This is a genomic window from Pseudoalteromonas luteoviolacea (assembly GCF_001696455.1).
GTDB lineage: Bacteria > Pseudomonadota > Gammaproteobacteria > Enterobacterales > Alteromonadaceae > Pseudoalteromonas > Pseudoalteromonas luteoviolacea_C.
Window position 1 is genome coordinate 12,495 of the sequence record NZ_MAUJ01000016.1, and the last position, 13,757, is coordinate 26,251.

The 13,757-nt window shown below is 43.4% G+C and carries 14 protein-coding genes; 7 read left to right on the plus strand and 7 right to left on the minus strand.

Annotated elements, in window-relative coordinates:
- Positions 1–42: 42 nt before the first annotated feature.
- From A7985_RS26660 to A7985_RS23765, 3 genes are all read right to left on the minus strand, one after another.
- A complete protein-coding gene (locus A7985_RS26660) occupies positions 43–183 on the minus strand; it encodes a hypothetical protein (protein WP_176716800.1) in 141 nt (46 codons plus the stop codon).
- A gap of 119 nt (positions 184–302) precedes the next feature.
- Positions 303–749 (minus strand): TIGR02444 family protein, encoded by a 447-nt coding sequence (locus A7985_RS23760; protein WP_065792902.1) that lies wholly within the window; start codon positions 747–749, stop codon positions 303–305.
- Complete coding sequence (locus A7985_RS23765) at positions 743–2,665, minus strand: ATP-binding cassette domain-containing protein (RefSeq protein ID WP_065792903.1); 1,923 nt, start codon at positions 2,663–2,665, stop codon at positions 743–745. Before A7985_RS23765 ends, A7985_RS23760 begins: the two co-directional genes overlap by 7 nt.
- Before the next feature lie 123 nt (positions 2,666–2,788).
- Between A7985_RS23765 and A7985_RS23770 the strand changes: the two genes are divergently transcribed.
- A complete protein-coding gene (locus tag A7985_RS23770; protein WP_023401300.1) occupies positions 2,789–2,989 on the plus strand; it encodes a YheV family putative zinc ribbon protein in 201 nt (66 codons plus the stop codon).
- 43 nt (positions 2,990–3,032) lie between these two features.
- On the opposite strand, the gene A7985_RS23775 is transcribed toward A7985_RS23770, so the two are convergent.
- Together A7985_RS23775 and A7985_RS23780 are read right to left on the minus strand one after the other, a co-directional pair.
- A complete protein-coding gene (locus tag A7985_RS23775; protein WP_065792904.1) occupies positions 3,033–3,245 on the minus strand; it encodes a SlyX family protein in 213 nt (70 codons plus the stop codon).
- On the minus strand, positions 3,245–4,243 hold the full coding sequence (locus A7985_RS23780) for a WD40 repeat domain-containing protein (protein ID WP_065792905.1): 999 nt from the start codon (positions 4,241–4,243) through the stop codon (positions 3,245–3,247). The genes A7985_RS23775 and A7985_RS23780 overlap by 1 nt, the downstream gene beginning before the upstream one ends.
- Before the next feature lie 275 nt (positions 4,244–4,518).
- Here A7985_RS23780 and fkpA point away from each other — a divergent pair, with 275 nt between their 5' ends.
- Positions 4,519–5,274 carry an FKBP-type peptidyl-prolyl cis-trans isomerase gene (fkpA, locus tag A7985_RS23785; protein ID WP_065792906.1) on the plus strand — a complete coding sequence of 252 codons (756 nt, stop codon included), beginning with the start codon at positions 4,519–4,521 and terminating at the stop codon, positions 5,272–5,274.
- A 46-nt stretch (positions 5,275–5,320) separates the two neighbouring features.
- Here the strand turns inward: fkpA and A7985_RS23790 are convergent, their stop codons facing one another.
- Positions 5,321–5,794, minus strand: a complete 474-nt coding sequence (locus tag A7985_RS23790) for an Rsd/AlgQ family anti-sigma factor (RefSeq protein WP_065792907.1) — start codon at positions 5,792–5,794, stop codon at positions 5,321–5,323.
- Between the two features lie 679 nt (positions 5,795–6,473).
- Between A7985_RS23790 and hemE the strand changes: the two genes are divergently transcribed.
- Positions 6,474–7,541: a uroporphyrinogen decarboxylase gene (gene hemE, locus A7985_RS23800; protein WP_065792909.1), complete on the plus strand. Its 1,068-nt coding sequence runs from the start codon at positions 6,474–6,476 to the stop codon at positions 7,539–7,541.
- Between the two features lie 54 nt (positions 7,542–7,595).
- Here the strand turns inward: hemE and speE are convergent, their stop codons facing one another.
- Positions 7,596–8,459: a polyamine aminopropyltransferase gene (gene speE / locus A7985_RS23805; RefSeq protein WP_065792910.1), complete on the minus strand. Its 864-nt coding sequence runs from the start codon at positions 8,457–8,459 to the stop codon at positions 7,596–7,598.
- Between the two features lie 218 nt (positions 8,460–8,677).
- Here speE and speA point away from each other — a divergent pair, with 218 nt between their 5' ends.
- The 4 genes from speA to A7985_RS23825 all read left to right on the plus strand — a co-directional run bounded on the left by speA (position 8,678) and on the right by A7985_RS23825 (position 13,699).
- Positions 8,678–10,558 (plus strand): biosynthetic arginine decarboxylase, encoded by a 1,881-nt coding sequence (gene speA / locus A7985_RS23810; RefSeq protein WP_081310713.1) that lies wholly within the window; start codon positions 8,678–8,680, stop codon positions 10,556–10,558.
- Positions 10,559–10,680: 122 nt separating this feature from the next.
- On the plus strand, positions 10,681–11,559 hold the full coding sequence (locus tag A7985_RS23815) for an acyltransferase (RefSeq protein WP_065792912.1): 879 nt from the start codon (positions 10,681–10,683) through the stop codon (positions 11,557–11,559).
- A 50-nt stretch (positions 11,560–11,609) separates the two neighbouring features.
- On the plus strand, positions 11,610–12,527 hold the full coding sequence (locus A7985_RS23820) for an acetyltransferase (protein ID WP_065792913.1): 918 nt from the start codon (positions 11,610–11,612) through the stop codon (positions 12,525–12,527).
- Entirely contained in the window at positions 12,524–13,699 is a 1,176-nt protein-coding gene (locus tag A7985_RS23825; RefSeq protein WP_065792914.1) for a mechanosensitive ion channel family protein, read from the plus strand. The genes A7985_RS23820 and A7985_RS23825 overlap by 4 nt, the downstream gene beginning before the upstream one ends.
- Positions 13,700–13,757: the final 58 nt, after the last annotated feature.

A 13,757-nucleotide genomic window follows, 5' to 3' on the forward strand; every position in this document is an offset into this window, starting at 1 on the left:
GGGAACTAAATTTGCTTAACAATTTTTTCGAACTACATGTGTTTACTCAGGTACTTCTGCTTCATTGACCTTTTTGACGAAGTAGTAAACATAGTAAATGCACAGCGCGATCACGATCCCAAGTATGCCAAAAGATAAAAACAACACTGGGTCGGTAAAGAAATCTCTAAAGAATACGTTCATGGCTGTGTCTCCTCAATTTGTCGATGAGTAAATAGTAGAGGAGCACCCGTATGATCGTTATGATCGAGATCAAGTTTATAAATTAACCGATATTGACTCGTGTTAACGCTTGATCTTGATCATGATTTAGCGCGGAGAAACCGTTGTACGAGGGACTCTGGCAAGTATAGTGCAAGGTTATTAGCGCTTATATTATATGATATTGAGCAGGTGTTTACTTGCTCAATCAGATAGTGCTGTTGGAGCTTTTCTAGTTCAAGCTCTGCTTTAAGCAGACTTAATCGTGCCGCAGAGTAGTTGGGGCTAGCACTGTGCTCGTTTTTTAACGTATGACGGATAATGCGATAGGGTGACAGCAGCTGCTCATCTAATTGCGTCGCACACTGGATCAAAGCGTCGACATCAGCTTGCGAAAGCTGTTGATTGAGATCAGTAATATAGTCTAGTAGCAAGCACACATTGACGTTTTTGCCATGGGCATTTTGGAAGTGCAGGAGCACTTCCTCCACCTGCTTATTAGTGTAGAGTTGGCATGCGTAGTGCCAAAAAAGATCTTGCTTTAGCATACAGTACCGCTTTCAGCGAACTGGCGTTCTTTTTCTTCTAACTCTTCAAGTGCGATGAGTAACGACTCCTCTGTGTCGTTTAGCTCAGGGGTTAACTTAGCTTGCTGTGCCAATAGTTCCGAGAGTTTAGCTTTGTTTTCAGCTTCGTACAGCGAATTATCGGCGAGCTGGTTCTCTACTTCTGTAAGTGTACTAGTGAGCTTATCGAGCGATTTTTCTAACTTGTCTATGGATTTTTTTAGAGGCTGTACTGACTTTCTGAACTCAGCTTCTAAGCGTTTTTGCTCTTTGCGGTTAACACTTGAGTGTGCCTTTTCATCAACAGCTGGCTTTTGTTTTGCTTCTTTATTGGCATTGAGTAGCCATTGATAATATTCATCAAGGTCATAACCAAAAGCGGACACAGTGCCATTGTCGACAAGGTAGTATTCATCAGCGGTATTTTTCAACATATGGCGATCGTGGGAGACGGTCACCATCGCGCCTTCAAACCCTTGTAATGCCATCACCAGCGCATGACGCATCTCTAGATCTAAATGGTTGGTCGGTTCATCCAGTAATAAGAGGTTAGGCTGTTGATATACCAGCATAGCCAGTACCAGGCGGGCCTTTTCTCCACCTGAAAATGGTGCAACAGGTTCAAGGGCTTTGTCACCATGAAAGGCAAATCCCCCAAGAAAATCCCTTAGGGTTTGTTCTGTGGCTTGAGGATCAAGTCGCTGTAAATGTGTGACAGCACTGGCTTGTAGGTCTAGTGATTCTAATTGGTGCTGTGCAAAGTATCCCACTTTTAGCCCTTGGTGCTGAAATACTTCACCCGCTTGAGGTTTTATATCACCTGCAAGCAGTTTGATAAGCGTTGACTTACCCGCACCATTTCTACCCAGTAATGCAATTCTGCTGCCTGGTACTAAATTGAGCTTTATTTGGTGTAAAATGGTCACATCGCCATAACCCGCTTGTGCTTGGTCGAGCGTCATCAGTGGGTTAGGGATATTCTCCGGATTTACAAATTCGAAGCTAAAAGGTGAGTCTGCATGTGCAGGCGCGAGCTTTTCCATCCGCTCGAGTGCTTTTACACGACTTTGGGCTTGCTTGGCTTTACTTGCTTTTGCTTTAAAGCGTGTAATGAACTTTTCTAAGTGCGCAATGGTTTCTTGCTGCTTGTCATACATAGCCTGCTGCTGTGCCATACGCTCTGCTTTTTGACGTTCAAACTGTGAGTAATGTCCTTTATAGACATTGATGCACTGCTGATCGATGTGCCAAATCTGATCTATGACTGCATCTAAGAACTCTCTGTCGTGAGAGATCAGCACTAACGTCCCTTGATAGGCTTTTAGAAAGCGTTCCAGCCAATAAACGGCATCAAGATCGAGGTGGTTGGTAGGTTCATCGAGCAGCAGTAAGTCGGCATCTCTGATCAGAGCCTGTGCGAGGTTAAGACGCATGCGCCATCCACCTGAAAACTCACTGACGGCAAACGTCAGCTGCTCGTTACTAAAGCCTAGCCCATGAAGCAGCTCTCCCGCTTTGGCTTCAATGCCATAACCACCCACTAGCTCAAGTTGTTGGTGGATCTTAGCTTGCTGTTCACCATCCGCATTGGCTTCGGCTTGGTGAAGGGCTTCACGTAATGCGTAATACTGCTGATGGCCTTGTAACACATATTCAAGGGCGGAAATAGATAATGCAGGTGTTTCCTGTTTTACGGATGCGATAGACCAATCTTTAGGGATCTGAAAATCACCGGCATCTGCGTGCAATTGCGATTTCAACAAAGCAAATAGGGAGGATTTACCACAGCCATTGGCACCGACTAGGCCGACTTTATGCTGGGGAAATAAAGTTGCACTGGCATTTTTTAGCAGTGTTTTACCACCACGTAACAGTTCAATATCAGAAAGTTGGATCATAATACGCTCGACTTAAATCTTCTGGCTGAATGATAGCATGGATCTATTACTCAGCGACAAGCGTATCAAAGCGCGATGAACTAATATAAAATAACCCTTTCACAGAGAAGGTGGGGTAGTATTGTGAGAACTAAAAAGCGTTTTATCGCGGGGGCATCATGCCCTGCATGTAATAAAATGGATGTCATGATGTTGTATAAAGAACATGATGTAGAAAAAGTTGAGTGCGTCGCGTGTGGTCATTCAATGACACAACCAGAAGAAGCGGTGCAGGCATCCACCCGTCAATTTGAACAAGTGATTGGTGTGTTTAAGCCTCAGTAGACGAGGCTGCGATGCGCAACATGGCGCACCCCATTGATCTCGGCTAGTAGTGCGGTGGTGGTGGTTCTTGTTCAACTGGCATCATGTTATTGTCTTTGCCTTCACTAATTTTTTGAGCCAGCAATTTGATTTGATGTTGCATGGTAGCCAGCCGAGACTGATGTATTTTCAATTCATCGTTGAGCGTTTCTATGGTGTCTTCTTGAAAGGCAACTTTTGCTTCTAGATCGATCACGCGGTTTTCTAATTCTGTCATTACTCTTTTACTCTTTCGAATTGTTCCATTAAGCCACTTGAGCTTTCTGTTACAAGTAGTGCATCTCTTTTCGCAAATGCAACGTCAAATACAACGGCTGATTTTGGTCGGCTTCCTTCACGGGGTTTAACGAGCCAAGTATCTAATTTAGCACCGTCACTTACTCTCCACAGTGTGAGTTGACGATTGGGTGAGCCCGTAGCGAGAAGATCTCCCTGTTGATTGAAACGCACAGCGCTAAAGATTTTCTGGCGAGCAATATACTGCAATTGTGCCACAAGATCACCTGAGGTGAGTTGCCATATGCTGGCTTTTTTCATGCTATCAGCAGTAAATGCATAGCGCCCCTGCGGATCGAGTGCGACTTTGGTCACTCTGCTGGGGTGATTGAAACGATGTAACACTTGTCCCGTTCTGGTGTCCCAAAAGTAAGCGCTATAGTCATTAGCACCTGTTAGCGCAAAGTGGCCATTGGGGGATAGCGCAATGCTGTTAATTTTTTCTTGGTGACCAAGGAACTCTAAGCGTCTTCCACTATCTAAGTCGAGATGGACAACGACATTGTCGCTGCGACCATACAGTACATAACGACCATTATTACTTACAGCAATGTCTCGAATTGTGCCTGTATCTATCTGATAATAGCCAATATTATTACCGTCAGATAATCGCCAAACGGCAAAACGGTTACTGGCTGCGGTTACCGCGGTCGAATTGTCGTGTGCAATAGCAAGAGAGTGGACTAAGTCGTCAGGCTGATCAGAATGTGTCCACTGATATTGCAGCCCGTGCGCCTTGTTGTCCCACAAAACTACGCCGTGTTCGACAGATGACACTAAACTGTAACGACCGTCGTGTGAAATAGCTGCTGCAAATGCACCTCTCGCAGCATGTTCTACCGTCAGGTTTGCTTTTGAGCTGTCCGGTGAACACCCAGATACTGCAACGATTGCGGTACTTATTAAGAGTAGTATGTGCATTTTAGAAAATTTGGCCATAAATTCGGTATTTCCCCTTAACTCTATGATTTTCACCGAGTAGACTAGTGGTAAAATTGATTGGCCCACAAACCTGATATTAGCGTATCAGGGAACTAATGTCGTCTATCGCACTGATATTTCCACTGGTGGAGTTGTATCAGTGAGCTTCTTGGCTTTGACGGCAATGAGTGATAATGTGACATCACCTTTTTTATATTAATAATTATTTAACAAGACAATGAGGTTAGAGAGCAACATTGGTTTCTAGCTGCTCGGATGTCGGAGAAAATAAAATGAAACAAACTATTAAGCTGTCTTTAATTGCAGCCTCAGTACTTGCATTAACTGCTTGTAACCAAAAAGCGCAGGAAACTGCTAAGGTCGAAGAAGTAAAACTTGAGACTGAAATTCAACAACAAGCATACGGTATTGGTGCGTCAGTTGGTAACTTCTTACAAAAAGATCTTGCTGACAAAAAAGAGCTTGGTATTGAGCTTGATCAAGAGCTATTAATGCGTGGCTTTAAAGATGCGCTAGCTGGCAACGCAAAACTTGACGAAGAAAAGATCCGTGAAGTCTTAACTGCCCTAGATAGTTCTGTACGTGAAAAGCAAACTGCAAAAGCAGAAGCTGACGCGAAGAAAAATAAAGAAGCAGGTCAAAAGTACCTTGCTGAAAACGCGAAGAAAGATGGCGTAACGGTTACTGAGTCAGGCCTTCAATATGAAGTGATCTCTACGGGTGAAGGTAAAAAGCCTGTGGCTACTGACATTGTGAAAGTACACTACAAAGGTACTCTGTTAGATGGTTCTGAGTTCGATAGTTCATACTCTCGTAATCAGCCAGCTACTTTCCCACTAAATCAAGTTATTGCTGGTTGGACTGAAGGTCTACAGTTAATGCCTGTAGGTTCAAAATTCAAGTTCACGATTCCTTCAGAGCTTGGCTATGGTGAGCGTAACCTTGGTAAGATCCCTGCTAACTCGACGCTGGTATTTGAAGTTGAGCTGCTTGAAATCCAAGAAGATAAAGAAAAGCCTGCGGAGTAATTTGCAGCATTAAAAAAGGGCCTGAGGGCCCTTTTTAGTTAGTGCGTTATTCGCTGCTATGATTCGCGAATAAGTTATCTATTAACTCATCTTCAAGCCCAAAGCGTTGCTCTAACGCTTCGCCGAGTGAAGAAAGATCTTTGTCAAAATCTTCCAGCCCATTATCTGTTTTTGCTTCTGCATATTTATCATTGAAATCGAGCGCTAAATCAGTCGAAGCGGTGATTTTGGGGTAGATAGAGCGTGCCAGCTTCAGGCTTTCAGGGCCTTTTTCTTTGCATGCTGCAACAATATTGTCGTAAATTTCGAAATGGCCCGCTGATAGATAGTCCATTAATATTTGACAAAAAGACTGAATTTGAACTTGCTCAGGCAGTGCGTTGTCGCTGTTTTCGAATGGAGATAGTCCCGCGACTTTATAGTACAGCAGCAGAAGCTCCTGACGTTCCATTAGCCAATTGTCGATTACACTATGGCTCCCTCCCCATTTTTGTTGGGCTTGTTCTAACCGTGAAAGCATAGTTATCTCCTTAGCGGGTCGTTTTGTTATTAGGCCCTGCAATGACCAAATTGCATTTTCTCAAAGAGCACTCTGTACTTAAAAAGACCCCAAAATTTGAAAAAACTTTGGACCCAAAAAAAGACAGCAATTTGGTACTACCGAATACGTTATCTTGCCTTCTATGAAAAGGAAAACTGATGAAAAGATCAACCACTTTTTGCAAAAATTGGAGATTTTCTTGCATTTGTACCTTAGTTGGGTTTATTGAGTGTGGTTGTTAATAATTCTAATTAAGCATTAACTAATAAAGACTTTTTCTTGGCATGGAGCGAATCGCATAAACAAAAAAACCACCCAAGGGTGGTCAAATACAGTTTAGCTATTCGCTTGTTCTTATTAGAAGGTGTTTATTGTTGTTGTTTTGCGCAGGCATTTTATAGCAAGGTTTCCAAAAAGGTGCAAATACACTCGTCGCATTTTTGTTATTTGGTTTATATGATTCTGATTCATATCACCTTTATCTTTGCGCTTTCGAGACAGAAATTAATCTGCTGTTTTGTGAGTGTTGCATATTCAAAGATAGTGAATGTTAATCTGGATCATATTGAGTCTATTTTAACGAGTGAACAACTAGGGGGCTTGGCCATTAGGTGGTACAATTCGAACAATTTTTACAGCACTGGAATTGAATAACGCTATGAGCGAGTTGAAAAATGATCGTTACTTACGCGCGTTGCAGAAGCAGCCGGTTGATGTTACCCCTGTATGGATGATGCGCCAAGCTGGTCGATATCTCCCTGAATACAGAGCTACCCGAGCTCAAGCAGGTGACTTTATGAGTCTTTGCAAAAATGCAGAGTTAGCCTGTGAAGTAACACTACAACCATTGCGTCGCTACCCTTTAGACGCTGCGATTTTATTCAGTGATATTTTGACCATTCCAGATGCGATGGGCTTAGGACTTTATTTTGAAACTGGTGAAGGTCCAAAGTTTGAGCGTCCTATCTCGTCACTAGCTGACGTACAAAAATTACCAAAGCTTGATCCAAATGATGACCTTGGTTATGTGATGAATGCGGTAAGCACAATCCGCCGAGAGCTAAAAGGAGAAGTGCCGCTTATAGGTTTCTCAGGGTCACCTTGGACGTTGGCTACGTACATGATTGAAGGCGGCAGTAGTAAGACCTTTGGTAAGATTAAAAAAATGGCATTTGCTGAGCCGCAAACGCTACATTTGTTACTAGATAAAGTTGCTGATTCAGTTATTGATTACTTAAACGCTCAGGTAAAAGCGGGCGCGCAATCTTTGATGATTTTCGATTCATGGGGTGGTGTATTAAGTCCAAGAGATTATAAAGAGTTCTCTTTGCAATATATGCACAAAATTGTTGATGGCCTGATCCGTGATCATGATGGACGCAAAGTACCGGTGACGTTATTTACCAAGAACGGCGGTCAGTGGATTGAGTCGATTGCTGCAACTGGGTGTGATGCCATTGGTCTAGATTGGACCATTGATATTGCGGATGCAAAACGTCGTGTGGGTGATAAAGTTGCGCTGCAAGGTAATATGGATCCAGCCATGTTACATGGTACACCTGAACGTATTCGTGAAGAAGTTCAATCCATTTTAGCTGGCTTTGGTGAGGGCAGTGGTCATGTATTTAACCTAGGTCACGGCATTACGCCTGATGTTGATCCTGAAAATGCCGGTGTGTTCATTAACTCTGTTCATGAGTTTAGCCGTCAGTATCACCAGAAGTAGCAGTGTGAAAAAATAAAAAAACCCAAGCAATGCTTGGGTTTTTTTATGGGGGAACTATTCGCTATCAAACGCGCGACGCATAAATGTCGGTGTCGCTAACGCCCCTTTGTGAATACCACTGTTGTAATATTCAGTCGCAAATTTTGCGTTGTCTACGTCATGTTCTCTGAAACCCGCAAATTCAATGCCCTTACGAGCCAGAGTTGCAGACCAAATACCACTCGGATAAATAGGTTGTGGGAAAGGCAAAGTTTGCAGATCAGCAAAACCAACGTCTTTCATCGCTCGTCGCATATCCTGTAAAAGAGGCATATGCATCAGCGGGGATTCACTTTGTTGAATCAGAATACCGCCTTCGCGTAGCGCATTTAAGCAGCTCGTGTAAAATGCGTGATTAAAGAGGCCTTCGCCAGGTCCGACTGGGTCCGTACCATCAACAATAATGACATCAATGGAACCGGCGGCTGCGTCACGCATATATTTGATACCATCGTCAAACATAACGGTGGCACGCGGGTCGTCGTTTGAAGCGCAAAGCTCTGGAAAATACTTCAACGACATTTGCGTAACAACTTCATCGATGTCGATTTGTGTGACTGACTCAACATCAGGGTGTTTTAGTACTTCACGTAACGTACCACAGTCTCCACCACCAATAATCACGACGTTTTTAGGTGCTGGGTGGGCAAATAAGGCTGGATGGCTCATCATCTCGTGATAGAAAAAGTTTTCACGAGTACTTACCATAGTACAACCATCAATAATCATGAGGTTGCCAAAATCAGTGGTCTCATACATCTCTACTTTTTGAAATGGAGACTGCACTTCATCGAGCTTTTTGTTTATTCGCAGAGAAAAAGCGCTGCCATCGCGGTCACTTATCTCTGTAAACCAACGGTTTGCTTCTAAATTAGACATTTTTGCCTTCACATTGAGTTATTACTTGGCGCAATTTTGCCAGCGCCGACTAATTTGCTCAATCTATTTTAGTCGAAAGCAGTCAGTTTGTCTGTGCACAAACCTCGTATAGAGAAAGGAAAACTCGGTCGCGCAGAAAAGCTGAATTTGCCTATCGCTAAACAAGGTTATGCGTATTAAAATGAGCAGAATATTGGGTTTTAATAGTTGAGACAATGATGAAGTGGGGAGTTGAAACCGCACGAGAAACTTACAATGTAACACATTGGAGTGACGGTTATTTTGATATTGATGACACCGGGGCGCTGGTGGCTTTTCCCGATGGTGATCGCAATAAAATGCCGATCTCATTATCGGAGTTAACTGAGCGTTTTAAATCTCAGGGGTTAACTTTGCCTGTACTTGTGCGTTTCACTGACATCTTGCAAAATCGAGTAGATACATTAACAGAGGCATTCACCCAAGCGCGTGAACAGAAAAGTTATCAGGGTAAATATACCTGTGTCTATCCTATCAAAGTTAATCAACAGCGCTCAGTAGTGAGCAAGTTGCTGAGCCATCCCAGTGGCTTAGTGGGCTTAGAAGCCGGTTCTAAACCAGAGCTTATGGCGATATTAGGCCTTGCAAGTGCGCCAATCACCATTGTATGCAACGGCTATAAAGATAGAGAGTTTTTGCGTTTGGCCTTGATTGGTCAGGCTATGAGTCATCAAGTGCACATTGTGGTTGAGAAGCTCTCTGAACTAGATGCGTTGATTGATGAAATAGACGACCTTCAAATTGAACCTTCTATTGGTATTCGTATTCGCCTGAACTCCATTGGTAAAGGGAAATGGCAAAATACCGGGGGCGAAAAAGGAAAGTTTGGTTTAACCGCAGGCCAAGTACTCGGCGCAGTTGAAACCTTGCGCAAGCACAATAAGTTACATCTGATGCAACTTGTGCATTTCCACATTGGCTCTCAAATCGCAAATATTCGTGACATACAACGTGCATTAAGGGAGTGTGCGAGACATTATGCAGAACTGACTCAGTTAGGTGTGCCACTTAAAACGGTAGATGTTGGCGGCGGTTTGGGGGTTGATTATGAAGGCTCTGGCTCTCGTAGCGCATGTTCAATGAATTATACCGTGAGCGAATATGCAAGAAATGTTGTTAATGCTTTTGTTGAGGTTGCAGAGCAACATGATTTACCGCACCCGGATATTATCACCGAATCTGGCCGCGCACTGACCGCGCATCATGCGGTTTTGATTACCGATGTGATTGATATTGAAACTGCTCCGAGCGATGACGTGGATAGTCAGTTACGTGGCGATGAACATCATATAGTGCAGGAATTAAAAGGAGCATTGTCTCGTTTAACGCCAAGGTTGGCATTAGAAACCTACCATGATGCGATGCATTTGTTTGGTGATGCACATGACCAGTATGTTCATGGCTTAATCAGCATGCAGCAATGGGCGCAAATTGAGCGCCTGTATTTCACTATTTTACGCAATGTTCGAGACAGCTTAAATGGCCAATCGAGAGCGCATCGTGAGGTACTCGATGATTTAAATGAGAAGTTGGCAGACAAACTGTTTGTAAACTTTTCTTTGTTCCAATCACTGCCTGATGTTTGGGGTATTGAGCAGCTATTTCCCGTGATGCCAATAGAAAATTTGGATAAGCCTCTCACGCAACGAGCCATCATTCAAGACATCACGTGTGACTCAGATGGTCAAATTAGAGAGTATGTAGAAGGGGCAGGTATTGAATCGAGCCTGCCTATGCCACCATATCAACATGGGCAACAATATCACATTGCTATGTTTATGGTGGGCGCTTATCAAGAAATCCTGGGTGATTTACACAATTTATTTGGAGATACCGACTCAGTGCATGTCGAGCTTGATGAAGAAGGGTTCCAGCTTACCAACGCGCTGAAAGGAGATTGTGTTGAAGATGTGTTGCGCTTTGTTCATTACGATAAGCAGCAGTTAATCGATAACTTTACCACGACTGTGCAAGGGCTCAGTGCGACACAACAAACCAAAGACGCTTATTTACAGGCGTTGCAGTCAGGCTTAACAGGTTATACCTATTTTGAAGATTAAATAACCACACTGCTCTGATTTTTTCTGAGCGTTAAAACGCGTATGATACACCAAGTCGCAAAGCTGGAAAGCCACGCAGCTTGGTGTAGTGAGTGAGAATAACAGTAGTAAAGGAACGTCGCATGTCGTTAGTCCGTCAATTCCTAGGGTTAATTTTATATATCCTAAATACTTTATTTTGGTTTGTACCCATATTTATATGCGGGTTGCTTAAGTTGCTCCCCATACCTGCATTGCAACGCTTGTTGAGTAAAATGGCGAAAGGGTGCGCCAGTATGTGGGTTGCTGGAAATAACGTAAATCAACAGTGCATTTCTCCCTATCAGTTGAACGTGACTGGTACGGAGTCCCTCACAGAAAAAGACTGGTACTTAGTGATCGCCAACCATCAAAGTTGGGTAGATATTTTGGTATTGCAGCGTGTTTTGCATCGAAAAATTCCTTTTTTAAATTTTTTCTTAAAAAAAGAGTTGCTCTACGTACCTTTCCTTGGCCTTGCTTGGTGGGCTTTGGATTTTCCATTTATGACTCGTACCAGCAAAAGCCAAATTAGAAAGAATCCTAAACTCAAAGGCAAAGACATTGAGACCACTCGAAAGGCCTGTGAGAAATTCAAAACCATGCCGGTGAGTATCGTAAACTTTGTTGAAGGCACGCGATTTACAGAAGAAAAGCATCAAAGACAAAACAGCCCATTCAAGCATTTGCTGAAACCAAAGGCTGGCGGCATTGCGTTTGTGATGCAGGCAATGGGTGAGCAGATTAATAAAGTGGTTAATGTCACAATCCATTACCCCGATGGTGTGCCAACTTTTATGGACTTTGTCGCAGGTAAGGCTGGAGAAATTAATGTCCAGGTAGAGTTGATGCCAGTGAGTGAAAAGTTGGTTGGAGACTACAGTGGTGACAATGAGTTTCGAGTTCAGTTTCAAGGGGAACTCAATCGCCTGTGGTTAGAAAAAGATGCGCGTATTGCACAGCAGGCAGAAACGACTGAATAGCGTCAGCTGTTAGAACTTAAGGTAAGTGGATGTACAAAGGAAACGAGACAATGAAAAGTATGCTACCAAAGTGGTTTTGTGGAGCGGTAGGTGCGCTTTATTTAATATTAAATACCATTGTCTGGGGACTCATTATACTGATACTTGGCGTATTAAAGTGGTGCATACGTATAAAGTTGTTGTCATCGCTATTACACTGGGCTTACCACAAGTGGTGTGTTGGTAATCGTGTCGGGCTCAAGCTGGGTGGCGTTTCTTTGCAGGTTACAATGCCACGTGAAGTCTCAATTGATGGCTGGTATCTGTTGATATCAAATCATATAAGCTGGCTTGATATCGTCGTGTTGAGTGCACAAGAGGTCTTGCCTGCCCCTAAGTTCTTTTTAAAGGACGAGTTAAAATATGTGCCGCTGATTGGCACTGGTGCTTGGGCGTTGGATATGCCATTTATGAAACGGGCCAGTAAAACAGAGATTGCGAAAAACCCGAAGTTAAAACGTATGGATGTTGAACGCACCAAGCAAAGCTGTCAAAATTTTCGGCACCATCCAACTACGGTGATTAATTTTGCCGAAGGAACTCGCTTTACGCAAAGTAAGCGGCAGCGTCAGTCGAGCCCATATGTGAATTTATTAAAACCCAAAGCTGGTGGTACGGCCTTTGCCTTGGATGTATTGAGTTCTCAAATTGACGGGCTATTAAATACGACCTTGGTTTATCACAGTACAGAATCCCATATATGTCGTGCCTTTATGCAAGGTAAATTGGAAGCCATCACTGTTGAGGTGGACTATACGCCCATGGCGCAATTGCCTGTGGGAGACTACCAAACTGACAAACAATATCGGATTCAATTTCAGGCCTATATGAATGCAATTTGGTCAGAAAAATCGACTCGAATTGCGGCGATAGAAGACAAGTACCACACTGTCAGTCGTGATTACGAGGAAGAGGCAGAACAGCTATGAAAGCAGGGCATGTACAAGACTTTATTGTGCCACTTTTTGGCAGCGCAGATGTACCCCCTTACATTTTGGCCGTAATGACAAACTTAGTCTCTTTTGGGCTGTTATTGGTTGTTTTTGCTGGAATTAAGCTAGCTTTGGTGCCCAAAGTAAAGCAGTTTGTCTCTAACTTTTCTCGTGCCAAAATCGCATTTCTTGCACCACAACTCAGTAAGTTGAGTGGCCGAGTCGCTTTACTCATTTGCGGCATATTATTCGTGGTGATCCATAAGCACATGTTTATTGCACCGCTATGGGCAATGGCGCAGCTGAAAGTCGCAGCACAAGTGATTTTAATCGTGGCCTTTGGCTTTTTGATCAGTTCATTGATAAATATTGCCCATGCAATTTATCAACAACAAAAGTTTGCCAAAGATGTTCCAATCAAGGGCATCGTACAGCTAGTCAAGCTGATGATCTTCATCGTTACCAGTGTGTTAGTGGTGAGTACCATGGTAGATAAATCACCAACTTACATTTTATCCGGATTTGGTGCGATAGCGGCGGTGACCTTGTTGGTGTTTAAGGATACCATTTTGGGGTTGGTTGCAAGTATTCAAATAGCCGCCAATCGACTCGTTGCCACCGGGGATTGGATCCAGGTAGACACCTTTGGGGCTGATGGTGAAGTCATTGATTTAGGATTAAATACAGTCCGGGTAAGAAATTGGGACAATACGGTCACGACTATTCCCACTTATGCCTTGATTTCTGACTCTTTTAAAAATTGGCGTGCAATGCAGGAGTCACCGGGGCGTCGGATTAAACGTGCAATAGCGGTGGATATGAACAGTGTAAAGTTACTTGATGCACAACAGCTGGCAGACTACCACAATAAGTTTACCGCTCTTGATACGTTGTCTTTACCAAGCCAATGTAGTAATTTAACCGTGTTTCGCCAATATGCCGAATGGTTATTGAAGCAGCGCCCAGAGATAAACACACAATGCACATGTATGGTGAGAGAATTGTCGCCAACTGAGCATGGTCTACCCATCGAGTTTTACTGTTTTAGCCGAGAGAAAAGCTGGGTCAGTTACGAACATATTCAAGCGGATATCCTAGACCAAATGTTGATTTTAATGTCAGAGTTTGAGTTGCGCCCTTACCAAGTGATCAGTTCTTCAATTAAGTAACCAACACGCCACCGAACGATTTGCCATGACTTCGGTGCGCGGCTGGAAAATGTCGCTG